The 25,772-nt window shown below is 70.3% G+C and carries 19 protein-coding genes; 9 read left to right on the top strand and 10 right to left on the bottom strand.

The features are described from left to right. Positions 1-61 precede the first annotated feature (61 nt). Positions 62-1,429, top strand: a complete 1,368-nt coding sequence (locus tag ACWFR4_RS26150; protein WP_453654798.1) for an FAD-dependent oxidoreductase — start codon at positions 62-64, stop codon at positions 1,427-1,429. 19 nt (positions 1,430-1,448) lie between these two features. On the opposite strand, the gene ACWFR4_RS26145 is transcribed toward ACWFR4_RS26150, so the two are convergent. Continuing rightward, positions 1,449-1,802 (bottom strand): hypothetical protein, encoded by a 354-nt coding sequence (locus ACWFR4_RS26145; RefSeq protein WP_453469667.1) that lies wholly within the window; start codon positions 1,800-1,802, stop codon positions 1,449-1,451. Between the two features lie 129 nt (positions 1,803-1,931). Beyond that, a complete protein-coding gene (gene hemE / locus ACWFR4_RS26140; RefSeq protein WP_453654796.1) occupies positions 1,932-2,999 on the bottom strand; it encodes a uroporphyrinogen decarboxylase in 1,068 nt (355 codons plus the stop codon). Positions 3,000-3,110: 111 nt separating this feature from the next. On the opposite strand from hemE, the gene ACWFR4_RS26135 reads away from it, so the two are divergent. The 6 genes from ACWFR4_RS26135 to ACWFR4_RS26110 all read left to right on the top strand — a co-directional run bounded on the left by ACWFR4_RS26135 (position 3,111) and on the right by ACWFR4_RS26110 (position 10,457). After that, the gene (locus ACWFR4_RS26135; protein WP_453654794.1) at positions 3,111-3,788 is read left to right on the top strand and encodes a DUF3000 domain-containing protein; all 678 of its coding nucleotides are present in this window, start codon (positions 3,111-3,113) and stop codon (positions 3,786-3,788) included. A 337-nt stretch (positions 3,789-4,125) separates the two neighbouring features. Continuing rightward, entirely contained in the window at positions 4,126-4,788 is a 663-nt protein-coding gene (locus tag ACWFR4_RS26130; RefSeq protein ID WP_100591261.1) for a response regulator transcription factor, read from the top strand. 84 nt (positions 4,789-4,872) lie between these two features. After that, positions 4,873-6,156, top strand: a complete 1,284-nt coding sequence (locus tag ACWFR4_RS26125) for an HRDC domain-containing protein (protein ID WP_453461720.1) — start codon at positions 4,873-4,875, stop codon at positions 6,154-6,156. A 100-nt stretch (positions 6,157-6,256) separates the two neighbouring features. Beyond that, a complete protein-coding gene (locus ACWFR4_RS26120; protein WP_453654792.1) occupies positions 6,257-6,967 on the top strand; it encodes a ferritin-like domain-containing protein in 711 nt (236 codons plus the stop codon). A gap of 134 nt (positions 6,968-7,101) precedes the next feature. Next, complete coding sequence (locus ACWFR4_RS26115) at positions 7,102-8,328, top strand: thiolase family protein (protein WP_266558788.1); 1,227 nt, start codon at positions 7,102-7,104, stop codon at positions 8,326-8,328. Next, positions 8,325-10,457: a 3-hydroxyacyl-CoA dehydrogenase NAD-binding domain-containing protein gene (locus ACWFR4_RS26110; RefSeq protein ID WP_453654790.1), complete on the top strand. Its 2,133-nt coding sequence runs from the start codon at positions 8,325-8,327 to the stop codon at positions 10,455-10,457. The genes ACWFR4_RS26115 and ACWFR4_RS26110 overlap by 4 nt, the downstream gene beginning before the upstream one ends. Before the next feature lie 68 nt (positions 10,458-10,525). On the opposite strand, the gene ACWFR4_RS26105 is transcribed toward ACWFR4_RS26110, so the two are convergent. The 5 genes from ACWFR4_RS26105 to ACWFR4_RS26085 all read right to left on the bottom strand — a co-directional run bounded on the left by ACWFR4_RS26105 (position 10,526) and on the right by ACWFR4_RS26085 (position 17,354). Further along, a complete protein-coding gene (locus ACWFR4_RS26105; protein WP_453654788.1) occupies positions 10,526-11,596 on the bottom strand; it encodes an NlpC/P60 family protein in 1,071 nt (356 codons plus the stop codon). 22 nt (positions 11,597-11,618) lie between these two features. After that, positions 11,619-12,101 carry a poly-gamma-glutamate biosynthesis protein PgsC/CapC gene (locus tag ACWFR4_RS26100; protein WP_100591255.1) on the bottom strand — a complete coding sequence of 161 codons (483 nt, stop codon included), beginning with the start codon at positions 12,099-12,101 and terminating at the stop codon, positions 11,619-11,621. Further along, positions 12,098-13,666: a poly-gamma-glutamate synthase PgsB gene (gene pgsB / locus ACWFR4_RS26095; RefSeq protein WP_453654786.1), complete on the bottom strand. Its 1,569-nt coding sequence runs from the start codon at positions 13,664-13,666 to the stop codon at positions 12,098-12,100. The genes ACWFR4_RS26100 and pgsB overlap by 4 nt, the downstream gene beginning before the upstream one ends. Before the next feature lie 7 nt (positions 13,667-13,673). Further along, positions 13,674-15,905: a HAMP domain-containing protein gene (locus ACWFR4_RS26090; RefSeq protein WP_453654806.1), complete on the bottom strand. Its 2,232-nt coding sequence runs from the start codon at positions 15,903-15,905 to the stop codon at positions 13,674-13,676. A 249-nt stretch (positions 15,906-16,154) separates the two neighbouring features. Next, positions 16,155-17,354 carry a CapA family protein gene (locus ACWFR4_RS26085; protein ID WP_453654784.1) on the bottom strand — a complete coding sequence of 400 codons (1,200 nt, stop codon included), beginning with the start codon at positions 17,352-17,354 and terminating at the stop codon, positions 16,155-16,157. 20 nt (positions 17,355-17,374) lie between these two features. Here ACWFR4_RS26085 and ACWFR4_RS26080 point away from each other — a divergent pair, with 20 nt between their 5' ends. Both ACWFR4_RS26080 and ACWFR4_RS26075 read left to right on the top strand, forming a co-directional pair. After that, complete coding sequence (locus tag ACWFR4_RS26080) at positions 17,375-18,349, top strand: hypothetical protein (RefSeq protein ID WP_453654782.1); 975 nt, start codon at positions 17,375-17,377, stop codon at positions 18,347-18,349. Then, positions 18,346-18,696: an NYN domain-containing protein gene (locus tag ACWFR4_RS26075; protein ID WP_453654780.1), complete on the top strand. Its 351-nt coding sequence runs from the start codon at positions 18,346-18,348 to the stop codon at positions 18,694-18,696. Before ACWFR4_RS26080 ends, ACWFR4_RS26075 begins: the two co-directional genes overlap by 4 nt. A 22-nt stretch (positions 18,697-18,718) precedes the next feature. Here ACWFR4_RS26075 and ACWFR4_RS26070 read toward each other — a convergent pair whose 3' ends face one another. From ACWFR4_RS26070 to ACWFR4_RS26060, 3 genes are read right to left on the bottom strand one after another with little or no spacing between them, the layout of a single operon-like run. Next, positions 18,719-21,466, bottom strand: coding sequence for a bifunctional glycosyltransferase/CDP-glycerol:glycerophosphate glycerophosphotransferase (locus tag ACWFR4_RS26070; protein ID WP_453654778.1), 2,748 nt, complete (start codon positions 21,464-21,466; stop codon positions 18,719-18,721). 50 nt (positions 21,467-21,516) lie between these two features. After that, positions 21,517-22,992 (bottom strand): glycosyltransferase family 2 protein, encoded by a 1,476-nt coding sequence (locus tag ACWFR4_RS26065; protein ID WP_453654776.1) that lies wholly within the window; start codon positions 22,990-22,992, stop codon positions 21,517-21,519. Positions 22,993-23,013: 21 nt separating this feature from the next. Beyond that, on the bottom strand, positions 23,014-25,755 hold the full coding sequence (locus ACWFR4_RS26060) for a bifunctional glycosyltransferase/CDP-glycerol:glycerophosphate glycerophosphotransferase (protein WP_453654774.1): 2,742 nt from the start codon (positions 25,753-25,755) through the stop codon (positions 23,014-23,016). Positions 25,756-25,772: the final 17 nt, after the last annotated feature.

The raw sequence follows: 25,772 nt of genomic DNA, 5'->3' as shown, positions 1-25,772 counted from the left end.
TTTGGTGTGGTGGTGGTTGGGGGGGGGGGGGGTGTTTTTTGGGGGGGCCACGCCCCAACCTGTGGGGGGTGGGGGTGAGGGGGGGGGGGCGGGGGGGGGCTGGCCCCCGGCGCCCCAGGCCCGCAGGATGCGCGGCCCCGACGAGCTGGAGATCGTGGCCTTCGAGCGGGGGCACTTCTCCTCGTACTCGGCGTGCGGCATCCCCTACTGGGTCGGCGGCGAGGTGGCCGGGCCCGACGAGCTGGTCGCGCGCACGCCCGAGGAGCACCGGGAGCGGTCCATCGACCTGCGCATGCGCACGGAGGTGACAGAACTCGACGTCGTGGGCGGGCGGGTGAGGTCACGCGCGCTCGACACGGGGACGGAGGCCTGGACCTCGTACGACAAACTCGTGATCGCTACGGGTGCCCGGCCGGTGCGGCCGCGGATTCCCGGGATCGACGCGCCGGGCGTGCACGGCGTGCAGACCCTCGACGACGGCCAGGCGCTGCTCGACTCGCTCGCCGCGACACAGGGGCGGCGGGCCGTCGTCGTCGGCGCGGGCTACATCGGCGTCGAGATGGCGGAGGCGCTGATCCGCCGCGGATACGAGGTCACGGTCGTCAACCGCGGGCCGGAGCCGATGTCGACGCTCGACCCGGACATGGGCCGCCTGGTGCACGAGTCGATGACCGGCTTGGGCATCACCATGGTCGACGACGCCGAGGTCACCAAGATCCTCACGGGCGACGACGGGCGGGCACGGGCGGTCGCGACGACGTCCGACGAGTATCCGGCGGACGTCGTCGTCCTCGGCATCGGCGTCCGCCCGGAGACCTCGCTGGCGCGCGCCGCGGGGCTCCCCCTGGGCGAGCACGGCGGGCTCCGCACCGACCTCGCCATGCGGGTGCGCGGCCACGAGAACATCTGGGCGGGCGGCGACTGCGTGGAGGTCCTGGACCTGGTCTCGGGACGCGAGCGCCACATCGCGCTCGGCACGCACGCCAACAAGCACGGGCAGGTCATCGGCACGAACGCGGGCGGCGGTTACGCGACGTTCCCGGGCGTCGTCGGGACAGCCGTGAGCAAGGTGTGCGACCTGGAGATCGCGCGCACCGGCCTGCGCGAGAAGGACGCACGGCGGGCCGGCCTGCAGTTCGTGTCCGCCACGATCGAGTCGACGAGCCGTGCGGGCTACTACCCGGGCGCGGCCCCGATGACGGTGAAGATGATCGCCGAGCGCCGCACGGGCCGCCTGCTCGGTGTGCAGATCGTCGGCCGCGAGGGCGCCGCGAAGCGGGTCGACATCGCGGCGGTCGCGCTGACCGCGGGCATGACGGTGGACCAGATGACGGCCCTCGACCTCGGCTACGCACCGCCGTTCTCACCGGTGTGGGACCCGGTCCTGGTGGCGGCCCGCAAGTCGAGCGCGGCGGTGCGCAGGGGCTAGGGGATCCGCCGGACACCCCCTAGGGCGTGTCCGGGCCCGAGGTGGGCGGCATCGGGGTGGACGTGCCGTTGATCTGCTCTATGGCCTGGCGCGCCTGGTCGCCGGGGGTGCGGGGCGTGGCCGCGCTCAGGGCGGAAGCGGCCGTGGGCTGCGGGGGTTTGGCGTGGGCCGCGGGCAGGCGGGTGCGCAGGCGGTGGCTGACGGCCTCGTCGAGCGTGACCGGGCGGTGCGTGCGGGCGGCGATACGGCCCGCCTCCTGACCGAGCGCGGCCAGGTCCTCCCAGGTGAGGCGCAGCACGACGGCGAGCTGGGCCTCACCGTCCGGCAGGGCGGTGAGGGGAGGGACGGGGGCACCCGGCTGATGGTCGGTCATGGGCTGGTCTCCTCGCTTGGGGCGGCGGGACACTGCTCGGCATGACGTACGCGCGGCGGGCGGCTTTCGTTCAGCGGGCGCTGTTCGTCCAGCGGGGTGGGGGCGGGCACGCGCCCGCCCTCACCACCCCTAGCGGGCGGTCTGCGTGTGGACGTACTCGACGAGACGCGTCAGGGAGTCCGGGTCGGTGGTGGGCAGCACGCCGTGACCGAGGTTGAAGACGTGGCCCTCCAGGTCGGCCGCCGCGTCGAGCACCTCGCGGGCCTTGGCCTCCACCGCGTCCGGCGTGGAGAAGAGGACCGCCGGGTCGAGGTTGCCCTGGAGCGCCTTGCCGGGGCCGACGCGGCGGGCGGCCTCGTCGAGCGGGACGCGCCAGTCGACGCCGACCACGTCGGCGCCGGCCTCGCCCATGAGACCGAGGAGCTCACCGGTGCCGACGCCGAAGTGGATGCGCGGCACGCCGTACTCCTCGACGGCCTTGAACACCTTGGACGACGCGGGCATCACGGAGCGCCGGTAGTCGGCGGGGGCGAGCGCGCCGACCCACGAGTCGAAGAGCTGGACGGCGGAGGCGCCGGCCTCGATCTGGACCTTGAGGAACGCAGAGGTGATCTCGGCGAGGCGGTCGAGCAGGTCGGCCCACAGCTGCGGGTCGCCGTACATGAGCGCCTTGGTGTGCTCGTGGTTCTTGGACGGGCCGCCCTCCACGAGGTAGCTCGCGAGGGTGAAAGGCGCGCCGGCGAAACCGATGAGCGGGGTGGAGCCGAGCTCGGCCGTCAGGAGGCCGATCGCCTCGGTGACGTACCAGACGTCCTCGGGCGTGAGGTCGCGCAGCCGCGCGAGGTCGGCGCGCGAGCGGAACGGCTGCTCGACGACGGGACCGACGCCCGGCTTGATGTCGAGGTCGATGCCGATGGCCTTGAGCGGTACGACGATGTCGCTGAAGTAGACGGCCGCGTCGACGTGGTGGCGGCGCACGGGCTGCATCGTGATCTCGGCGGCGAGCTCGGGCATCATGCAGGACTCGAGCATCGGAATGCCCTCGCGCACCTTGAGGTACTCGGGCAGCGAGCGACCGGCCTGCCGCATGAACCACACCGGGGTGTGCGGCACCGGCTCACGCCGGCACGCCTTGAGGAAGGCGGATTCGTACGTCGCTGTCGGCTGCTGGCCCGTGGGGCGGAGGTTGGCGCTCACGTCGGAAAGTCTCGCACGGGTGCGTACCCCGCCTGGCGCCGGGACATCGAGGTGAGGGGTGCCGGGTGTCTCTCCCTGCGCGAAGGCCGCGTTCCCCTTAATCTTCCCCGCATGGCTGCGGCTGAGGGACGACTGTCGGACGGCGCTGAGGGAATGAGTGAATCGGAGCGGGAGGGGCGTAAGACGAAGGATCCGGTGGACTCGGCTCCGCCGCCGTTCCGGGCGGCGGTCGAGGCCTTGCGGGGGGCGCGGCTGCGTCCGGAGATCGAGGTGGACCCGACCAAGCCGCCGCAGCGCCTCGCGCCTTACGCGTACGCGCTGGAGGCCGCGGTGGTGGACGGCGACGACGACCTCGCGGACGGCCGCCTCGTTCTGCTGCACGACCCGGCGGGGCACGACGCGTGGCACGGGACGTTCCGCCTGGTGACGCTGGTGCGGGCGGAGCTGGAGCCTGAGATGGCGGCGGACCCGCTGCTCCCCGAGGTCTGCTGGTCGTGGCTCACGGGCGCGCTCCAGGCGCGGGGCCTCGCGTACGGGGAGGCGAGCGGCACGGTGACGCGGGCGAGTTCGCACTACTTCGGCGGGCTCGGTGAGCGTGCGCCGGCGTCGCAGATCGAGATCCGCGCCTCGTGGACGCCGCGTGAAGGGCTCGGCGGGGTGCCGGACACGGCCTCTCACCTGGTGGCCTGGTGCGATCTGCTCAGCCAGATCGCGGGCCTGCCGCCTGCCGGTCCCGGGGACGCGTCCGTGGTGACGCTGCCTCAGCGCCGGGGCCCGCAGAAGTCCTGAACAGCGACGCGAGAGCCATGAACGGCGACGCGGAAGTCCTGGCGGGCGACGAGGAACAGCCATCGGCAGGCGATTTTCGGCCTTCCGCCGCCGGTGACGAGGGGCAGCGACAGCACCGATCGGGACCGGACCTCGAAGAGTTCCGGTCCCGATGTGATTCGTTTCGATCTTCGGATGATCGATCGCGTGTCCGAATTGCACGAATTGTTACTCACTAAATCGTGATCTTTCTCTAAAGGCGAGCGGGTTTATTGCCGAAGAGGTCTGTGACCTTGAAAGCACGGTTCGCCCCGGCTTCATCCCCGAGCCGGTCCCGTCCCGCACCCCAGGAGGCCTGGTGTCCGTTCTCCTCGAGCAGCCCGCAAGCCTGGTCGCCTACCGCCCGAACAAGCCGACCGCCATGGTGGTCGTGGCCGACCCCCGCGTCCGTTCCACCGTCACCCGCCACCTGTGGGCGCTCGGTGTACGTGACGTCATCGAGGCCTCGTCCGTCGCGGAGGCTCGTCCCCGCATCGGCAACCCCCGCGACATCTGCGTCGCCGACGTCCACCTTCCCGACGGCTCCGGCCTGACCCTTCTGTCCGAAACCCGTGCCGCGGGCTGGCCCAACGGGCTCGCCCTCTCCGCAGCCGACGACATCGGTGCCGTACGCAACGCCCTCGCGGGCGGCGTCAAGGGCTACGTCGTCACCGGCACCCGTACCAACGTCGGGCTGCCCTCCCGCCCCGGCGCCGCCCCCATCGGGTCCGCCGCGGCCCGTATGCACCGCCGCCCCCCGGGTGCTCCGAGCCACCCGGGCGGCTACCGCGAACTGTCAGGCCGTGAGGTCGAGGTGCTCCGGCTCGTCGCCGAGGGCCAGTCGAACAAGGCCATCGGAGTCTCGATGGGCCTGTCCGCACTGACCGTCAAGAGCCACCTCGCCCGCATCGCGCGCAAGCTCGGCACGGGAGACCGCGCCGGAATGGTGGCCGTGGCCCTGCGCACCGGAATCATCCACTGACCCTGACTGGTTTACGTACCTTCATCGCCCGTCGACGGAACGTTCCGTCGACGGGCGCTGTACATACACAGATACCCTTGACAGGTGACCGACGCCCAAGAGACCGCAGCAGACAGTTCACTGCGAACCACCGGGGGCGCACCTCCGGACGACGGCGGCTCTGTTGCGGAGGTGCCGATCCCCCTGCTCGAGCCGCGCGAGGGCATCCCGCCGGTGATCGCCGACGAGGCCTCCCTGGCCGAGGTGGTCGCGGCCTTCGCCGCGGGCACCGGGCCCGTGGCCGTCGACGCCGAGCGCGCCTCCGGCTACCGCTACGGGCAGCGCGCCTACCTGGTGCAGCTGCGCCGCGAGGGCGCGGGCTCCGCGCTCATCGACCCCGTCGCGTGTCCCGACCTGTCCGCCCTCGGCGACGCGATCGCCGACGCCGAGTGGGTGCTGCACGCCGCGACGCAGGACCTGCCGTGTCTTCGCGAGATAGGTATGGTCCCCAGCCGCCTCTTCGACACCGAGCTCGCCGGGCGCCTAGCCGGTTTCCCGCGCGTGGGGCTCGGCGCGATGGTGGAGAACGTCCTCGGCTACGTACTGGAGAAGGGCCACTCCGCCGTCGACTGGTCGACGCGGCCCCTGCCCGACCCGTGGCTGCGCTACGCCGCGCTGGACGTGGAGCTCCTCGTGGACCTGAGGGACGCGCTGGAGAAGGAGCTCGACCGGCAGGGCAAGCTCGACTGGGCGCACCAGGAGTTCGACGCCATCGCCTCGGCGCCGCCCGCGCCGCCCCGCAAGGACCCGTGGCGGCGCACGTCCGGGATGCACAAGGTGCGGCGCCGCCGGCAGATGGCCGTCGTCCGGGAGCTGTGGACCGCGCGGGACCGGATCGCGCAGCGGCGTGACGTGTCGCCGGGCAAGGTGCTCGGGGACGGCGCGATCGTCGAGGCGGCGCTCTCACTTCCCGCGAATGTGCACGCGCTGGCCGCTCTGCCCGGTTTCGGGCACCGTACGGGCCGGCGTCAGCTGGAGCAGTGGCAGGCGGCCGTGGACCGGGCGAAGGAGCTGCCCGACGCGGAGCTGCCGCAGCCCGGGGCCCCGCTCGCCGGGCCTCCTCCCCCGCGGGCCTGGGCCGACAAGGACCCGGTCGCAGCAGCGCGGCTCTCCGCCGCGCGGGCCGCGGTGTCGGCGCTGGCCGAGACGCTGAACATGCCGCAGGAGAACCTGATCACGCCGGACACGGTCCGCCGGGTGTGCTGGGAGCCCCCGGGCGACCGCTCCGAGGCGGCCGTGGCCGAGGCGCTGCGCGGGTACGGGGCGCGGCCCTGGCAGATCGAGCAGGTCACGCCGCTGCTCGCCGAGGCCCTGAAGCAGACCGCCTGACCCGCGGGGCGCCGCGCGGCGCCCCGCGTTCGTAGCGGTTTCGTACCGGTGGCCCCTCCTCGCTCGTCGCGGCGGGGAGGGCCTGCCTACGGTCACTCCCATGATCACCAGGGGGTACGAGGCATGGGTGCGGGACTTCGAGGACGAGCGGGAGCGCCGGGCCGCGACACCGGAGCCCGCCTGGGAGCGGGGCGCGCGGGTGCATCCCGCGGTGTGGCGGAGCGTGCGGCGCTTCCAGGTCGGCGAGAGCGGTGACGGGGCGAACCTGATCGCCAAGGCCGACCGGGCGGGCGACGTCCCGTACGCGCGCGCCGTGCGGCTCTTCGTGGCCGAGGAGCAGAACCACGCCCGGCAGCTCGGGCTGCTGCTCGGCGCCGGCGGGGTGCCGCCGCTCACCTCGCACTGGAGCGACACCGTCTTCGTCCGGCTGCGCCGGCTTCTCGGGCTGCGGCTCGAACTCCTGGTCCTGATGGTCGCCGAGGTCGTGGCGCTGCGTTACTACCGCGCGCTGCGCGACGGCACCGACGACGCGCTCACGACGCGGGTGGCCGGGGCGATCCTCGCCGACGAGGAGCGGCATGTGCCGTTCCACTGCGAGCGGCTGCGCGAGGCCTTCGCGCGGATGCCACGCCCGGTGGGGTGCCTGGTGCTCCTGGGGTGGCGGGCGCTGCTCATCGCCGCGGTACTCGTCGTCGCCTGCGACCACGGCCCGGCGCTGCGCGGGTTCGGGGTGGGACGGGTGCGGTTCGTCCGTGACGTGGTGGCTTCGGCGGGGCCCGTGGTGCGCTCGATCCTCGATCGCGCGGTGTGACCTTCACCGCTCCGGCCGGGGGGACTACACGTCTTGGTTACCCGCAAGTAGCATGACGGTATTCGCAGCGCGCTTCCCGCATCCCGGGTGCGTGCCGCGCGGCAGTGCCATCCCGCATCTGGAGGAGAGCCATCGTGCCTCGTACCGTCAGGGACGTCGTCTTCGTCGACGGCGTCCGCACCCCGTTCGGCAAGGCGGGCCCGAAGGGCATCTACCACGAGACCCGCGCCGACGATCTCGTCGTGAAGGCCATCCGGGAGCTGCTGCGCCGCAACCCGGCCCTCGACCCGGCGAAGATCGACGAGGTCGCCATCGCCGCGACCACGCAGATCGGCGACCAGGGCCTGACCCTCGGCCGCACCGCCGGCATCCTCGCGGGCCTCCCGCAGTCCGTGCCCGGCTACTCCATCGACCGCATGTGCGCCGGCGCGCTGACCGCCGTCACCGCCACCGCGGGCTCCATCGCCTTCGGCGCGTACGACGCCGTCATCGCCGGCGGTGTCGAGCACATGGGCCGCCACCCGATGGGCGAGGGCGTCGACCCGAACCCGCGCTTCGTGTCGGAGAAGCTCGTCGACGAGTCCGCCCTGTTCATGGGCATGACCGCCGAGAACCTGCACGACCGCTACCCGCAGATCACCAAGCAGCGCGCCGACGAGTACGCCGTGCGCTCGCAGGAGAAGGCGGCGAAGGCGTACGCGAACGGGAAGATCCAGCAGGACCTGGTCCCGATCTCCGTGCGCAACACCAACCCGGACGTCGGCGAGACCGGCTGGGGCCTGGTCACCGCCGACGAGCCGATGCGCCCGGGCACCACGCTGGAGAACCTGTCCGGCCTCAAGACGCCGTTCCGCGTGCACGGCCGCGTCACCGCGGGCAACGCCGCCGGTCTGAACGACGGTGCGACCGCGTCGATCATCGCGTCCGAGGACTTCGCCCGCGAGAACAACCTCCCGGTGAAGATGCGCCTCGTCTCCTACGCCTTCGTGGGCGTCGAGCCCGAGGTCATGGGCTACGGCCCGATCCCGGCGACGGAGAAGGCGCTCGCCAAGGCCGGTCTGTCGATCGAGGACATCAACCTCTTCGAGATCAACGAGGCCTTCGCCGTCCAGGTCCTCGCCTTCCTGGACCACTACGGCATCGCCGACGACGACGCGCGCGTCAACCAGTACGGCGGCGCCATCGCGTTCGGTCACCCGCTGGCCTCCTCCGGCGTGCGCCTGATGACGCAGCTTGCCCGCCAGTTCGAGGAGCAGCCCGAGGTCCGCTACGGCCTGACGACGATGTGCGTCGGCTTCGGCATGGGCGCCACGGTCATCTGGGAGAACCCGCACCACAAGGACGCCGGAGGCGACAAGTGAGTACCACCACCCCTGAGCTCCTGAAGGGCGCCGCCGAGCTGTTCCCGGACGAGGTCGTCACGTCGGCGAACGTACGCCACCTCGACCTGCCGTTCGGCGCGGGCCGGTTCGCGCTGATCACGCTCGACAACGGCTTCGACCACACCAAGCCGACCACCTTCGGCCCGGCCTCGCTCGCGAACCTGAACGCCGCGATCGACCAGGTCGAGAAGGAGGCGGCCGACGGCACGATCGTCGGCGCCGGCATCACCGGCAAGCCGTTCATCTTCGCCGTCGGCGCCGACCTCAAGGGCGTCGAGCTCCTCAAGAAGCACGACGACGCGCTGGCCATCGGCAAGGGCGGCCACGAGGTCTTCAAGCGCCTCTCGGGCCTCGCCGTGCCGACCTTCGCGTACTACAACGGCGCGGCCATGGGCGGCGGTGTCGAGGTCGGTCTGCACTGCACCTACCGCACCGTCTCCAAGGCGCTGCCCGCGTTCTCGCTCCCCGAGGTCTTCCTCGGTCTGGTCCCGGGCTGGGGCGGCTGCGCGCTGCTCCCGAACCTGATCGGCGCCGACAAGGCCGTCTCGGTCATCATCGAGAACTCGCTCAACCAGAACCGCCAGCTCAAGGGCAAGCAGGTCTTCGAACTCGGCATCGCCGACGCGATCTTCGAGGGCGCCGACTTCCTGGAGCAGTCGCTGATCTGGACGGCGAACGTCCTCAAGGGCGACGTGGCCGTCGAGCGCGCCGAGGTCGACCGCGGCGACGCGTGGGACGAGGCCGTCGCGCGCGGCAAGTTCATCGCCGACAGCAAGGTGCACGGCGCCGCCCCGGCCGCGTACCGCGCGCTGGAGATCATTGCCGCCGCCAAGGACGGGAACCTTCAGGCCGGGTTCGACGCCGAGGACAAGGCGCTCGCCGACCTGATCATGGGTGGCGAACTGCGCGCGGGTATCTACTCGTTCAACCTCGTCCAGAAGCGCGGCAAGCGCCCGGCGGGTGCGCCGGACAAGTCGCTCGCACGTCCGGTCACCAAGGTCGGCGTCGTGGGTGCGGGCCTGATGGCCTCGCAGCTCGCGCTGCTCTTCCTGCGCCGCCTCGAGGTGCCGGTCGTCCTGACCGACATCGACCAGGAGCGCGTCGACAAGGGTGTGGGCTACGTCCACGCCGAGATCGAGAAGCTGCTCGGCAAGGGCCGTATCAACCAGGACAAGGCCAACCGCCTCAAGGCGCTGGTGAGCGGCGTCCTGGACAAGGCCGAGGGCTTCTCCGACGCGGACTTCATCATCGAGGCCGTCTTCGAGGAGATCGGCGTCAAGCAGCAGGTGTTCGCGGAGGTCGAGGCGGTCGCCCCGGCGCACGCGATCCTCGCCACCAACACCTCGTCCCTCTCGGTCACCGAGATGGCGTCGAAGCTGAAGCACCCCGAGCGGGTCGTCGGCTTCCACTTCTTCAACCCGGTCGCGATCCTCCCGCTCCTGGAGATCGTCCGCGGCGAGCAGACCGACGACGCCTCGCTGGCCACGGCCTTCGGTGTCGCCAAGAAGCTGAAGAAGACCCCTGTTCTGGTGAAGGACGCTCCGGCGTTCGTCGTGAACCGCATCCTCACCCGCTTCATGGGCGAGATCCAGAACGTCATCGACGAGGGCACCCCGGTCGAGGTCGCCGAGAAGGCCGTCGAGCCGCTCGGCCTGCCGATGTCCCCGCTGGTGCTCCTGGAGCTGGTCGGTCCCGCGATCGGTCTGCACGTCTCGGAGACCCTGAACCGCGCCTTCCCGGAGCGCTTCACGGTGTCCCCGAACCTCGCGGCGGTCGTCAAGGCGGGCAAGCGTGGCTTCTACGTGTACGACTCCGGGAAGCCGGAGCTCGACCCCGAGGTGGCCGCGCTCCTCAAGCAGGGCGATGTCGTCCTGACGGAGGAGCAGGTCCGCGACCGCGTCCTGGACGCGGTGGCGCAGGAGATCGGCCTCATGCTCGACGAGGGTGTCGTCGCCGAGGCCCAGGACATCGACCTGTGCCTGATCACCGGCGCCGGCTGGCCCTTCCACCTGGGCGGCATCACGCCGTACCTGGACCGTGAGGGCGTCAGCGAGCGGGTGACCGGCAAGCGGTTCCTGGACGCGGGCGTGGCCAGCGTTCCGGCGTAACTCCCCCCGCACGAACGGTGCCCGGCACACCAACTGGTGTGCCGGGCACCGGCGTATCGAGCGGCCGGTCAGAGCCGCTTCGCGCTGCGCAGGGTGCTCGCGTAGTAGCCGTTGCCGTCGAGGCGGGACGTGCCGCCCTTGTCGCCGATGGTGGGGCCGTTGACCTCTTCGCGGCTCGACACGAAGATCATGTGGCCGTCGGTGTCGTGGCCCATGTACATGCCGACGTGGTCGAGGCGCTGGCCCGTGCGGGCGTCGAGCTTGAAGAAGACGAGGTCGCCGGGCTGCAGCACGTCGATGGACTTGGGCCGGTCGGCCGCGCCGACTCCCTTGAGGGGGATGATGTCGGTCCCGACGTCCGAGCGCGCGATGCCGTTGGCGGTGCGCGGCAGGCCGTCGCCGGACTTGTCCGACGACATCAGGGGGTAGCGGGCCCGGTAGCCCCACACCAGGCGCTGGAAGCCCGAGCAGTCCACGGACCGGGCGCGGCGGGCCTCGGGCTGCTGCGTGACACCGTCACGGAACGTGTACGGGATGCGCAAGTAGTCGTAGAAGTCCGAGAGTTCGTCGCGCAGGTCGTTGCCCTCGCTGCCGTTCGGGTTGATCGGACCGAAGTTGGCGTCACCGGCGTACGCGATGCCCTCGTCGTCCTTCTTGACGGGGGCGCCCTCCAGGTACTGGAAGGCGAACGCGAAGACGTCGTCCTCCTCGCTGCCGTAGAACTCCTTGAACCAGTCCTTGAACCACTTCTCGCGCTCGGCGCCCTTGCGCCAGGGTTCGGGCATCAGGCGCACCCAGTCCTCGGTGACTACCCGGGACTTGGTGTTGGCGGGCTCGGTGAAGGTGCGGCTCGGGCCCTTGAGCGTGGCGGTGCGGGCGCCGTCGGTGAAGGTCGCGAGGACCTGGCCGCCCTCGCCGCGCAGGACCGAGCGCTCGGGGTTCTTCAGGCGCTCCCAGGTCTGCTTGCCACTCTTGTGGCCCGTGCTCGACTCCAGGAGCGGGGTGTCGGTGACGGCCTGGACCGCGGGGGCCTTGGCCTGTTCGTCCTTGCGCAGTTCCACCGTCAGATAAGCGCTGCCGCCGAGCAGCGCGAGGATGACCGCGGTGTGCAGGACGGGGTGCTTCTTCTTGGCACTCATGAGGTCGGCTCCGGTGGCTGGTTCAGGCGGACGGCATGACGCCGAGGAGGATTCCGGCGGTGAGGACGACATAGGCCATCAGCGTCACCGAGCCGGTGGCGAGGATCGTGGGGCCCTTGGGCTGGCGGACCAGCTGGTACGCGATGAGGCCGGGGACGATGAAGCCCAGCGTCTGGTTCGCGTACATCAGCGGGAACTCGAGGGAGAGCACGATCATCACGGTGGCCTGGAGCGTCACTCCGAGCAGCACGACGGCGGCGAACAGGCGCTTGCCGTAGAGGATCACGTAGCGCTGCATCAGGAGCGTGCCCACATAGGTGAGGACGGTGACGCCGACGACCATGGCCGCGCGCTGGAGGTCTTCGACGAGCGTCAGCGCGATCCAGCCCGGGGTGATCATTCCGCCCGGCGAGAGGTTCGTCGTGAGATAGCAGACCAGGGAGAACAGCAGCCCGATCGCGATGCCGATCGCGGCGATCTCGGGGGTGAGGACGGTGGGGATCAACGGGGTTCTCCTGGGCTGCTGTGCCACTGCTGCGGGTCGTCGGCGGGGGGTGCGGGCGGGACGCGGGGCTCGAACAGGCCGCGGGGGCGCCCCTGTTCGGCCGGCTGAGCGGGATACACGGGCTGGGCCTGGATCACCGTGGGCCAGACCTCGCGGGGCTGCGGCTCGTCGTACTCGGGATGGGGCCGGTCCGCGTCGCGCTGCACGGGGATGTGCGGCTGGGGCGCGTACCGCGTCTCGTACGCCTGCGGGTACTGCTGGTACGGGTCGATGCGGGGCGCGTAGAGCTGCATCGTCTCCACGGGCTCGTGGGGGGCCTGTACCGCGTGCGCCGGGGCCGCGGTCCCGTAGGCGTCGGCGGTGCCGGCGGCGGTGTCCTCGGACTCGTCCGCGGGGAGTTCGGCGAGGTGCTCCAGTAGGTGCTCGCCCTGGCCGTGGATGTTGCCGATGGCGACGAGCGAGGAGTCGGAGCCGAGGCTGCCGAGCAGCTTCCCCATGAACTCCTCGGCCTCGCGCCGGTCGCCGCCGAGGTCCACGGCCCGGTCGCGGTAGGCGGCGGGGATCGCGTCGATGGCGGACTTGGCCGGGTGTCCGATGACGAAGACCTGGTCCGGGTCGAGCTCGGGGATGATCTCGCCCATCTGGCCGTTGCGTTCGACGCGGTCCGGGCGGCAGTTGATGACGACGTTCAGCGGGCGGTGGACGGCACCGAGGTCGAGGAGCTGGTTGATGTTCATCAGCGTCGACTCGGGGTCGTTGGCCGCGAAGACGTTCGCGAAGCGGAGCTTCTTGTTGTCGTGCGTGAGATAGCGCTCGACGGAGAGGACTCCGGGGTCCGGCGGGGCGTCGTACATGCCCTGGAGCGCGGTGTCCCGGTCGACGCCCACCAGCTCGGCGACGGTCAGCGCGATCGCCACGTTCTCCTTGAAGGTGAACCAGCTGAACCCGCGCAGCTCCTCGTCGCTGACCGTCTCGGGGTCGGCGTAGATCAGCTTGCAGTCCCTGGCGTCCGCCTCCTCCTGGAGGATGTGGAAGCGCTCCTGCTCGGCGGTCACGCAGATGCCTCCCTCCGGCATGGACCGGCACAGCGAGCGCGCCACGTCGTCGAGGGTGGGGCCCATCTCGGCGAGGTGGTCCTCACGGACGTTGCACAGGACACCGATGGTGGAGCGGATCAGCTTGGACTGGTTGATCTCCTGGAGCGCCGGCATGACGGCCATGCACTCGATGACGAGCGCGTCCGGGTTGTAGGCGGCGGCGCGGCGCACGATGCCGATCTGCTCGACGACGTTGGCGATACCGAACTTGCGGTAGACCGGTTCCTCGGTGGCGTCGGGGTGGATGAAGCGGGCCGCCGTGCCGGTCGTCTTGGCGACCGTGGTCAGGTCGCCGCCGCGCAGGGCGCCCGCGCACAGGCGCGTGATGGACGACTTGCCGCGAATGCCGTTGACCAGGACGCGGGTCGGTATGTGTTCGAGGTTGGCGAAGTGCCGCCGCTGTTCGACGATTCCGGCGATCAGCAGGACGGATCCGCACACCACGAGCACGGTGTAGAGGAAGAGCACGGTGGTTCTAGTTCCTTCCGGCTCCGGCGGGCGTGCGGGCACCGCCGTCGCGTTTGCGCTGCTGGCTCTGGACCTGCTGCCTGATCAGCTCCAGGCTGCGGGCGACGGCGCCGACCTCGTCGTGGTGGCGGGGGAACAGGACGGTCTTGCGGTCACCGTCCGCGAGCGACTCGGCCTGGCGGGCCAGGTCGCGCAGGGGCCGTACGACGACGATGTGCAGCCAGCCGAGGCAGGCGGCCGCCGCGGTGATGCCGAGAAGCCCGGCCAGGACCGTGCGGTTCTGGAGGCTGTACTCGGGGATGGCGAGGCTGGAGGCGGGCTGCCAGCTGACGACGGTCCAGCCGAGGGACTTGGCGGCGCCGCCACCGGCGAAGGGGGCGGCCGCGGCGAGCTGGACGCCGTCGGAGTCCCGGTACAGGACGCCGCTGGGCTTGGCCGCGAGGCCCACCTGCTGGTTGGTGGCGTCGACGAGTTCGTCGACCCGTCCCGAGGGCAGCCGCTGGAACTCGCGGTAGCCGGAGTTGCCGCCGATCACTCTGCGGTCCGCGTCGACGACGCGGACCGTGCCGAGGCCGGGGCGCTTGAGCAGCGAGTTGAGGAAGTCGAGGCGGAACTCGCCGACCACGGCGGTGCCCGCGCGGCCCGGGATCTCCGCTGTGCCGATGATCACCGGCTTCTTGCCGGAGTCGTCCAGGACGCGGATGGGCTCGGTGGAGGGGCCCTTGCCCGCGGGGTTGTGCCGGTCGCCGCCGGCCTTGGCGACGATCTTTCCGTCAGGTCCGAGGACGTACAGCGACTCGTAGCGCGGGTGCTCCGCCATGGTCCGTTCCAGGACCTCGGTGATCTGCGCGGGTCCGGTCCGGTCGCCGACCAGGGAGCCGACGGCCGCGAGGTCGGCGTGGCCCTCGTTCAGGGCCCTGCGGACGCGGTCGGCGAGGGTGTCGGTGCGCTCGCGCTGGTCGCTGACCAGCTGCTCGGGCACGGCGACGTCGTTGCCCGGCCGGTTGAAGAGCAGCACGAGCGGCGCGCACCACACGAGCAGGAGTACGCCGCTGACGGCCAGCAGGGTCCGGGCGCCGAGCCGGGCCCGGCGGCGCGGCACCTCGGTGGGATCCCCGACGAGCTGTCGCCGCAGGCGCTCGAGAGCGGTGCCGACCCTGGCACCCTCGCCGAACCGCGGGACGGAGACGGGGCGGTGCAGATCGCCGCGGGTGAGCCGGCGGCTCTCCAGGAACAGCCGGATCAGGGGGCGCTGCACCGTGCCGAGCAGCAGCGCGACCGTCAGGCCGCCGATGATCAGCAGGGCGCCCGCGGCCAAGAGACCGAAGGCGAGGCCCGCGGCGTGCGCGGGGTCCTCGGTGACGTGCACCAGCGTGACGACGGTGAGGCCGAGGCCGCTGGCGGTGGTGGGCTCGCCCGGCTCGGGTCCGGCGAGCGAGGCGTAACCGGCGACGGCCCGGTCGCCCTGGACGGTGTCGCCGAGGAGACTGCCGCTGACGCCCAGGTAGCCGCCGGAGCCGGGCTCCTTGGCCTTGATCGGGTTCTGGGCCGCCTTCTCGGCAGCCGCCCCGGCGAAGTCGTCGAGCTGCTTACGGGCCGCGGCCGACGCCTCCTTGACCGAGTCGGAAAGGATCTGCTCGGGCGCCAGGATGCCGTCACTGCTGAGGACCTCGCCGGCCGAGTCGACCACAGCGATGGCCCGGAACTTGCCGAGGCTGACACCGGGGAACTTCAGGCTGCTGGTCGTGACGAGGAGTTCCTGCGGGTGGCCCTTCCAGGAGAGCAGGGCCAGCGTCAGCAGGCGCGTCTCGCCGTTGTCGAGGCGGATGAGCCGGGGCTGCAGGCCCCCCTCGTCCGACAGTTTGGCGCGGTCGATCGCGACGACCGGGACGTTCTCGCCGCGGGCCGCGAGCAGCTTGCCCGACTTGATCTCGATGACGGACGAGCCGCGCCACTTCTGGTAGACGTTGCCGACCTTGTCGAGGACAGTGTCGGCGCTGACCGGCTGACCGGAGCTGAAGAGGTTCGCGGTGCGGTTGAGGTCCGTGATGCTCTCGTCGAGCGAGGCACGCAGGGCGACGGCGCCGTCCTCGGCGAAGTGCCGCTGCGACTGGAGCACCGCCTTGGGCACCCCCGCGTCGTCGGCGCGTCCCATGGTCAGCGCGGTGATCCCGGCCAGGGTGAGGAGCAGCGCCGAGAGCAGCGCGATGGGCGGGCGAATGCCGCCGAGCAGGGACATGTCGGCCCGTTTACGGACCTTGTGCCGTCGCTTCGCCTTCGAAGCGGCCAACGGGGGCTCCTCTCCTGCAGTCGTGCGGTGTGCCGGGACCGGGGCGCGGGGGCGCGCGCCCGTGAAACACCTGCCGGTCCGTACACACAGGCACAGAGGGCACGCATGTGCGATCCGGATGCGTTCGACCGGAGGCAGGGGTGAATGGTTGTACGGAAATGGTCAAAGGTGACGCAGAACACGGTTTGGTGCCGTGCGCTACGGAAGCGGCTCCAGGGGTTCCAGACCGTCCTCGCCCGCGCCACGGTTGAGGAGCGTGCCCTGGGTGCGCTCGAAGGCCAGGCGGTAGCGGGCCCGCTGCTGGGCACTCAGCCCCTTGCCGTCGCGCAGCGCGGCCGCGGCGTCCACGAGCCGGTGCTCCTTGACGGACCCCTCGGGCACGGCCCCGGTCGCGTCCGGGTCCGGCGGGATCTCGATGAACGTCGGCACGTACTTGGCCCGGACGTCCCACTCGCCGCCGCGCTTGGTGAACTCGAACCAGCCGGTGACGCCCTCCTCGGACAGGCCGCTGGGCACCTCGTGGCGGGCGATCTGATTTCCGAGCCCGTACGCGACCCAGGTGTCACCGATCTTCTCCATCGGCTGGACCACGTGGGCGTGGTGGCCGATCACGAGGTTGATGCCCGTCTGCTTCGCGATGCGCCGGGCCAGGTCGAGCTGGACGGCGTTGGGGGTGGGCTGGTGCTCACGGCCCCAGTGGATGCTCAGGATGACGACCTCGGCGCCGGCGTCCCTGGCCCGCCGCTCCGCCGCCTTGATCTGCCTGATCGACGTCTGGTTGACGAGCCACGGCTTGTCCTCGGGGATCTTGTTGCCGTTGAACCCGCCGGCGAAGGACAGTTGGGCCACCTTGACGCCCTTGACGTCGATGATGTTCGGCTTGTTCGCCTCGGCCGCGCTGCGGGCCGAACCCGTGTGCCGCACGCCCGCCTTGTCCAGGGCGTCGAGCGTGTTCTTCACTCCTGCCGCGCCGTGGTCGAGCGTGTGGTTGGACGCCGTGGAGCAGGTGTCGTAGCCGATCTTCTTGATCGTCGTGGTGATCTGCGGCGGCACGATGAACGCGGGGAAGCTCTCGAACGGCCCCTCGGGCTTGCCCGCCACCGGCTCGAAATGACAGATCGCCAGGTCCGCCCTGCTGATCACGGGCTTGATCCCGGCCATGATCGGGTCGAAGTCGAGGCCCTTCTCGCCCTGGCCAGTCACCTTGGCGTCCTTGCGCGCCTGTTCGGTGAGCTGCGGGTGGATGAGGATGTCTCCGGCCGCCGCGACGGTGAACGAGGGGCCGTCCGCGGCCGCCTTGCCGTCGTCCGAGCCGAAGGGGCCACAGGCCGCGGTTCCCGCGAGCAGCGCGGACAGGGCTATGCCGGACAGCGACCGGCGGGAGGGGCGTCTCTTCACCGGGCTATCTTTATACAAGCATGAGGACGAACAGGACGAAGACGGTAACGATTGCAACAATCCTGCTGATCGCAGCGGTCGTTGCGACCGCGCTCGTGGCCGGGATCACGCACCGGGACGAGCCCGCGGACGGCCGCGGCCCCGGCGCACGGCCCGTCGGCCGAACAGGCGTCGACCTGTTGACCCGGATCACGGACTACACCGCGCGCTTCACACCCGGAACCGGCTACCGGCCCCCGACACGGAATGAGCGGCGCACGGCCGCGAGCGGTCTCCGGCTGCTGCTCGCCGGCCACGCGGACCAGGCAAAGGAGCGCCTGTCCGGCATCGACCTCTCGCTGGACACCGTCACGGACAGCTCCACCGGGCGGCGGTACGCGGAGATCGCCGACCGCACCGAGCAGGGCCGCGCGCCTCGCGGCTGGGGGCGCGTATACATGGAGACCGGCTCCCCCGCACGCTGGTCCGTGCAGGTCCCGCACCCGGTCGCCGACCGCAACACCGAGCGGCTCGCGGTGGGCGTCCTGCGCGGCGGCCATGGCGGCGTCCTCGTCATTGCTGGTGCACATCGCAAAGCTGGCACGGGTGACGCTGCGGACGTCGCGCACCGCCGGGACAGCGTTTTCGACGCATTCTGCGACGAGCTCGCGGAGCACGGACTCCCCGGACTCCAGATCCATGGCTTCGCCGACGACTCGGCGCCAGGTCGCGACGTGATCGCGTCGACGGGGCGGGGCCGGGAGGGCCGCGCCGATGGCCGGCTACTCGCCGACGAACTGCGTGCGCGGGACTTCGACGTGTGCCGCGCCTGGGTACGCTCCTGTCCACTCGAGGGGCACACCAATGTGCAGGGCGCGAAGGCGGCCGCCGAGCATGTGCCGTTCCTGCACGTCGAGTTCGCCAACGCGCTGCGCACGGACGCCCCGCGCACGGCGCGCGCCGTGGAGGCGATGCGGCGGGTCACCGCCGCGTGGGAGAAGGGCGGGACCTCATGACCATGCTCCTGATCGTCGACGGCGCCAATGTCGTCGGTTCGGTCCCCGACGGCTGGTGGCGCGACCGACGGGGCGCGGCCGAACGCCTGCGGGACAGCCTGGTGACCTACGCCGAGCGCGAGGGCGTCGACATCGTGCTCGTCGTGGAGGGCGCGGCGCGCGGTGTGGAGTCGGTGCCGGGCGTACGGGTCGAATCGGCGGCGGGGAGCGGCGACGACCACATCGTGGAACTGGTCGCCGCCGCCGGAAGGCCGTGCACCGTGGTGACCGCCGACCGTGAACTGCGCCGCCGCGTGGGCGAGTCGGGCGCCACGTGCGTCGGGCCGCGGACGGTGCGGCCCGGGTGAGACACGCGCGCCGCAGCGCGCCCTACCCCTCCGACGCCGCGAGCTCCGCGATCGCGGCCGTCGCGCGGGCGCAGTTGTCGCGGTCCTCGAAGGCGAAGAACGCCCGCGCCCTGCGGTCGTACTCCGGCTCGCGCGCGCACCCGTTGCCGAGGTAGCGGATCACTTCGGTCACGACCTCGTCGACATTGCCGCACACCGGCCCGAACCCGTCGTGCTCCGCCTCGAAGTAGCCCTTCCTGGCGTGCTTCGCCCAGTACTCGTCCGGGTCGAACCGGGCGTAGACGAGCGGCGTGCCGAGGTAGGCCATGTCGAAGTGGACCGAGGACCAGTCCGTGATGAACAGGTCGCACTGGCGCAGGGCCGTCTGGACGCTGACCTTCGTCTGGTCCAGGCGCTGTACCCGGGGGTGGTCCGGCACGACTCCGTCGATCATGTTCCGCATCTCGTAGTGCGGCAGGAAGTCGAGCGTGTAGTCGTAGTACTCCAGCGCCTCCATGAGCTTCGGGTCGCGCAGCAGCCGTACCACGAAGTCCCGGTAGGCCGACTCGCGGAAGATCTCGTTGACGGCGTCCTGGTCGGCGCCCTCCTGCTGGAGGTAGGAGGGAATGGTCAGGTACTTGCGCCAGGTGGGCATGAGGAGGATGCGGCGGCCGCCGCGGTCCGGCTGGAGCGCGTCGAAGCGCGGGAAGCCGAGCGCCTTGGCCTGCTCGCCGTAGTGCATGTGCTCGGAGAAGTACTGGGCTTCCCGGTCGCTGGTGGCGAACACCAGGTCCACGCCGGTCCTGTTGCGGTGCAGGGCCTTGCTGCCGTCCTCGTCGGTGACTCCGTGCTGGAGGAAGACCCGCTTGGCGCCCACGCGCCAGTTGAGGTGCTTGAGGTACTGCCCGCGGTCCCAGCCGTCGGGGAGCATGTACGAGTCGATGTCATAGGCGTTGATCAGCAGCGACGCGTGCAGCATCAGCAGCTTGTGCTTCCACGAGCTGTGGGCCACCACGTTGCCCAGGCGCTTCAGCTTGGCCCGGTCCGCGCTTCCCTTGTCGATGACGTAGTACGCCTTGCGGCGGCGCTCGTGCGTACGCAGGTACGTGAACAGGTGCAGGCTGTTGTCCTGTGCGGTGTCCCTGCGCTCGGCGATCAGCCAGATCTCCTTGCGGCGGAAGAACCTGAGCGTGGCGCGCCGGATGGCGCGAGCCCGCCAGAAGGGCGCCTTGCGCTTCTTCTGGTCCTCGTCCATGCCCTGGAGGAACTCCTCCCAGCCCTTGTCAGCTCCCCTTCCCTTGCCCTGCACCTCCCGGACGAGCAGAACGGCGTTGTCCTTGCCCTTCGACATCGGCAGGACCCATCGGCCCCCGACGTTCATCCCTCGGGCGCTGCGCAGCATCGCGGTGGTGGTCATGCACGGGCGTGAGACGTCGCGGCCGGAGGTGCAGAACACCAACTTCAGCGGGAACTCGCCGTCCTTGATGGCCCGTACGGGGACCACCGCCTCGAATCCGCCCCATTCGAGATCGTCACGGGTCGCCTTCAGGTCGCTGCGCCACACCTGCCGCGCGGTCACCATCTGGCCGCTCGTCTCCGGCCACAGCTGCATGGGGTTGCGCATGGGCCGGTTCATCGGCAGTCCGTTGAGCACAAAGCGGCCGGCCACGACGATCCCGTCGGAGTCGGGGTCCTCCTGGATGCGTTCCACGTGCACGCTGGTGGAGGAGACCTTGGTCAGCGGGAGCAGCGCGCTCGGCACCGAGAGGTCCAGGTAGAGGTCACCGGCCCGCCCGTACACACCGGTGATCGCCTGCTCCGGTCGGGCGAACAACTCGAACCAGTTCATGTACATCGCGAGGAACGGGACCCGGTGGCGGGTGTCGTGGGTGGACGTCATGACCGCGTCGGGCGTCAGCTGGGTGTAGACGGCGCGGGCCCGCGTGAAGAGCTGGAACAGCTCCTGCTCCTCCATGACCTGCGGCGCGCGCAAGGCGAAGCCCTGGTAGCTGCGCACCAGGAACCGGTTGAGGACCTCCTGCCGGTGGCCGGAGAGGCGGGGGCGGAGCGTCATCAGGTACTCCTCCAGCAGGAGGTGGTCCCAGTAGTTCGCCTTGCGCTCCCACAGCTTGTCCATCGTGGAGTCCTCGGCGGCGCGCTTGCGGTACTGGTAGACCGTGCTGGGCACCATCGCGATGCGGTCCGCGAGCAGCATGGCGGGAACCGAGAAGAACGCGTCCTCGAAGTGCACGCCTTCGCGGAACCGGATGTTGTTCGCACGGATGAACTCGACGTCGAAGAGTTTGTGACAGGCGCTTCCGCCGTGAATCATCTCCGGAATGTTCTCGATTCCGGGATGCACCTGGACATTCGCCCCGAAATAGCGGAGCCATGGCCAGTTGGTCGCCTCCGGGAACGTCTCCATGCGACCGATGGTGAGCGGCACGCGCTCCTTCACCGCGGTCCGCCACATGACTTCGAGGGCGTCCTCGGGCAGTACGTCGTCGGAGTCGCAGAACGTGATGTACCGGGAACTGACCAGGTCCATTCCCGCGTTACGGGCGCCGCCGGCCTTCCCCGTGGGGTGGACGAACGCCCATACGTTCTGATGCTGGGCGGCGAATCCCGCGGCGATGGCAGGCGAGCTGTCGCTGCTGCCGTTGTCGACGAGAATCACCTGGCAGCGGTCGAATATCGTCTGGCGCGCCAGCGAGTCCAGGCACTCCTGGAGATATCTCTCCACATTGAAGATGGGGACGACGACGGCGACGTCGTAGACGGGATCGAACACTTATGACTCCTGTTTTCTGCCGAATACCCCATCTCTGGAGCGGATGTTGATCAGGCTTGCGTGGACTCGATGACGAGCCGGGCGTCCGAGCCCTCGGCGGCGATGCGCGTGAGGCCGTGGAAACCGGTCACCGGGGGCTGCTGGACAACGCCCGGCGACACACCGCACGGTCGCGAGACGTTCCTGCCCCGGGTGCACAGCACGAGCCGTACGGGGAAGGCGCCGGCCGGGAACTCCCGGGGGTCGAGGGTGACGCTGAAGACGGCTCCCCCCTGACCGGCCTGGTCGTGGACCTGCCCGTGGTTCACCGCCGGAAGGGTCTTGCCGCTCCGCTCGAACCAGACCTGCAGTTCGATCTTCTCCAGCAGTTCGTCGGGAATCCCGTTCACCGAGAACCGCCCGTGGACGACCGCGCTCCCGCCGTCGCCGGCGGAGATTCCCTCGATGCGGGCCGGAACCGACGTGACCTTCATGAGCGGCAGCGCCCAGGACGTGCCCGGGTAGTCGACGTAGAGGTCCGCCTCACGGCCGAAGACCGGGCCGAGGACGGCGGCCGGGCGGTGGAAGAGGTCGAAGTCCCCGAAGTGCAGCGCGAGATAGGGAATCCGGTGCCGGGTGTCGTTCGTGCTGCGGACGAAGGACTCCGAGGTGATGCCCCAGTACAGGGCGCGGCACCTTTCGAAGAGCTGCCGGCACTCGGATTCGCCGAGGACCCGCGGGGCCCTCAGCAGGAATCCCTGCATGCTGCGGATGAGGAACCGCTCCAGCGTCTCCTGCTGGTACGGCGTCAGCTGCTCACGCATCGCCGCGAGGTACTCCAGCATCACCAGCTGGTCGGCGTAGTTCTGCGGGAGATCCCAGAGGGTGTCCATGACGGACGTGCCGTCCCCGCGCCTGCGGTACTCGTAGACGGGGGCGTCGACCAGCGAGATGCGCTCGGCCAGGAGCAGCGCGGGGATCGAGACGTAGGCGTCCTCGAAGGCGGTGGCGGTGCCGAACCGGATGCCCTGGGAGCGCAGCAGGTCGAGGTCGAAGATCTTGTTCCAGCAGGACGCCGAGTGGATCAGGTCGGGGATGTCGACAACGCTGTCCACCGTCTTGACGTTCTTGCCGAAGTACTTGTGCCACGGCGCCTTGACCGGCTTCGGGACATGCTTCTCGCGGCCCACGACGACGGTGGCCCTGGTCTTGATGATGGTGTTCCGCAGAACTTCCAGGGACCGCTCGGGCACGATGTCGTCGGCGTCCCAGAAGACGATGTACGGCGTCGCAGCCATGTCCATACCCATGTTCCGCGCATCGCCGGCTCTTCCGTGCGGCTGCGCGACCAGGTCGACGTTGGGATACAGACCGGCGAACTCACTCGCGATACCTACCGAGTGATCGGTGCTGCCGTTATCGACGAGTATTACGTGTGCACGCGAGAAAGCCGTCTGCGCTGCCACCGAGGCCAGGAATTCGGAGAAGAAATTCTGGACATCGCGGAACGGCACGACGACGGTCACGTCACGGCTGGCTTGGGACATACTTCCTCCTGACACGCCACATCAATGATTCAACCCCCGAATGAGACGTTCGATCGCTTCCGACGCCCTCACGTTGTTCTGCTGGTCATGGTGCTCGAAGAACTTCTCGACCCTGCGCAGGTATTCAGGTTCTCTTTCGCATCCGCGCTGCACGTAGCGCATCACTTCTCCCACCACGTCCTCGACGGTTTCCCCGACCGGTCCGAAGCCGTCACGGTGGGCGTCGAAATACCCTTTTCGGTAATGCCCGTCCCAGTACTCCTCGGCGTCGAACTGCGCATAGACAAGGGGAGTTCCGAGGTAGGCGACGTCGAAGGCGGTGGAAGACCAGTCGGTGAGGAAGAGATCGCATCGGCGCATGGCGTCCTGCACGCTGATCTCGTTCTGGTCGATGATGCGGACCCGCTCGTGGTCCGGCGCCATCTCGCCCACCACCGCGCGCATTTCGTAGTGCGGCAGGAAGTCCAGGGTGTAGTCGTACCGTTCCAGGGCGGCCAGGAGATTCGGGTCGTTCAGGAAGCGGACCATGAAGTCCCGGTAGCTGGAGGCGAGGAACCGGTCCTGCATGGCTCGCTTCGCCTCGCCGCCACCGCCGTCACGGCTGTACGAGGGGACGGTCAGGTAGGCGCGCCATGTCGGCATGAACAGGATGCGGCGCCCGCCGCGGTCGGGTACCAGCGCGTCGAAGCGCGGGAAGCCGGTGACCGCCACCTGCCCCTCGTAGCCGAGTTCGGCCGACAGGAACTCTCCCTCGTGCCGGCTCACCGCGAGAATGAGGTCGACGCCCGTGCGGTTGCGGTGCAGGCCCTTGCTGACGTCCTTGTCCGTCACACCGTGCTGGAGGAACACCCGGCGGGCGCCCACCCGCCAGTTCAGGTGCTTGAGATAGCGGGTCCGGTCCCAGCCGTCGGGGAGCATGTAGGTGTCGATGTCGTACGCGTTGATCAGTGCGGACGCGTGCAGCATCAGCAGCTTGTGCTTCCAGGAGCTGTGCGCGACGACATGCCCGAGGCCCGCCAAGTGCGTACGGTCGGGGCTGCCGGCCCGGATGACGTAGTACGCCCCGCGGCGCTTCCCGGCGGTGCGCTCGTGGCGGAAGAGGTGCCAGCCGTTGTCCTGCGCGGTGTCTCCGCGCTCGCCGAACAGCCGGATGTCCCTGCCGAGGAACAGTGGTTTCGTGAGCAGGCGGGCCAGCCGCTGCTTCCAGAACGGCCGTCTGCGCAGCACGTGCTTGGCGTCCTTGGCGAGCAGGCCGCCGCGGATGCGCTGGGCGAGCCCGCGCGAGGAGCCGACGACCATGAGGATCGCCCGGTTGCTCCCCCGCCAGTGCGGCACCACCCTCGTCCCCCGGTGCCGTACGACGCGTGCCCCCCGCAGGAAGCCCGCGGCGACCAGGCACGGGGTGACCGTCTGGCCGCCCTCGGCGTCTAGGACGAATTCGAGATCGTGCACGCCCGGGCGCAGGGCGTCGAGGGGCAGGTCGGCGGTGAAGCCGCCCCACTCCGTGTCGGGCCGGAGGTTCTTCATGTCGCGCCGGCGGACCTGCGTGGCGGGCGCGCTGAGGCGGCTCCCCCGCACGCGCAGGCCGAGCCGACCGGGCAGCGGCCGGACCAACGGCATCCCGCAGACCTCGAACCTGCCGGAGATGCGCAGCATCCTGGTGCCGGGCAGGCGGCGGACGTGCTCCACATGGGCGGTGAAGGGCGTTGCTTCGACCAGCGACGACAGCCCGTCCGGCACCGCGTCGGCGAAGTAGGGCCGGCCGTCGCGCACCGAGAGCCTGTGCAGCCTGGCCGCCCGGTCGGCGAAGAGGCCGAAGTCCCCGGTGATGAACGCGTGGTAGGCCACCCGGTGGCGACCGTCGGCCGTGGCCGCGACGACCACGTCGGGAGTGACGTTCCAGTAGACGGCGCGGCACCGGGCGTAGATCTCCTCCAGCTCCGCCCCCTGGAAGAGGTCGGGCGCCCGCAGCGCGAAGCCCTGATAACTCCGTACGAGGAAGAGATCGAGCACGGCCCGGGACGGTGCGGGGACGGACGCTCCCAGTCCGTGCAGATACTCCACCAGCTGAAGGTGGTCCCAGTAGTTCTGCCGCCGGGTCCAGATGGCGTCCATGGTCGAGTTCCCCGCGGCGCGCTTGCGGTACTTGTAGACGCACGTGTCGACCAGGGCGAGACGGGTGGCGAGAACGAGGGCGGTGACGCCGACGTAGGCGTCCTCGAAGTGGACGCCCTCCGCGAAGCGGATGCGGTGAGTGCGCAGATAGGACAGGTCGAAGAGCTTGTTGCAGGCGCTCGCGCTGTGCACCAGTTCGGGCGCCTCGGCAACGCTCGCGAACGTCCGGTCGCCCTTTCCGAAGTGGTCCTTCCAGGCCCAGCGGGTCGGCTTGGGGAACGTCTCCATCGCGCCCACGACGACCTGCGCGCCGGTGGTGAGCGAGGCGTCCAGCATGCGTTCGAGGGAGGTGGGCGGCAGCACGTCGTCGGAGTCGCAGAACGTGATGCGCGCACCGGTCGCACGGTCCATCCCGAGGTTGCGCGCCGCTCCGGCGCCGCCCCCGTGGCGCACGAGCACCGTCACATTGGCATGCCGAAGGGCGAAGTCCGCGCAGAGCCGGTACGAACCGTCGCTGCTGCCGTTGTCGACGAGGATGACCTCGCAGCGCTCGAAGACGGTCTGCGCCGCGATGGAGTCCAGGCACTCCTGGAGGTACTGCTCCACGTTGTAGACCGGCACGACCAGCGTGACGTCATAGGAATTCATGCTCGGCAGGACCCATT

This window comes from Streptomyces sp. NPDC055140, from assembly GCF_053607285.1.
Note: the sequence above shows the minus strand (reverse complement) of the source record. Positions and strands in the feature narration are given on the sequence as shown.

Excerpts from the sequence above, each read along its gene's own strand:
- ACWFR4_RS26145 (WP_453469667.1), bottom strand. The coding sequence starts at position 1,802 with ATGACCGACCATCAGCCGGGTGCCCCCGTCCCTCCCCTCACCGCCCTG.
- ACWFR4_RS26105 (WP_453654788.1), bottom strand. The coding sequence starts at position 11,596 with ATGAGTGCCAAGAAGAAGCACCCCGTCCTGCACACCGCGGTCATCCTC.
- ACWFR4_RS26065 (WP_453654776.1), bottom strand. The coding sequence starts at position 22,992 with ATGTCCCAAGCCAGCCGTGACGTGACCGTCGTCGTGCCGTTCCGCGAT.
- ACWFR4_RS26080 (WP_453654782.1), top strand. The coding sequence starts at position 17,375 with ATGAGGACGAACAGGACGAAGACGGTAACGATTGCAACAATCCTGCTG.
- ACWFR4_RS26090 (WP_453654806.1), bottom strand. The coding sequence starts at position 15,905 with ATGTCCCTGCTCGGCGGCATTCGCCCGCCCATCGCGCTGCTCTCGGCG.
- ACWFR4_RS26135 (WP_453654794.1), top strand. The coding sequence starts at position 3,111 with ATGGCTGCGGCTGAGGGACGACTGTCGGACGGCGCTGAGGGAATGAGT.
- ACWFR4_RS26060 (WP_453654774.1), bottom strand. The coding sequence starts at position 25,755 with ATGAATTCCTATGACGTCACGCTGGTCGTGCCGGTCTACAACGTGGAG.
- ACWFR4_RS26120 (WP_453654792.1), top strand. The coding sequence starts at position 6,257 with ATGATCACCAGGGGGTACGAGGCATGGGTGCGGGACTTCGAGGACGAG.
- ACWFR4_RS26075 (WP_453654780.1), top strand. The coding sequence starts at position 18,346 with ATGACCATGCTCCTGATCGTCGACGGCGCCAATGTCGTCGGTTCGGTC.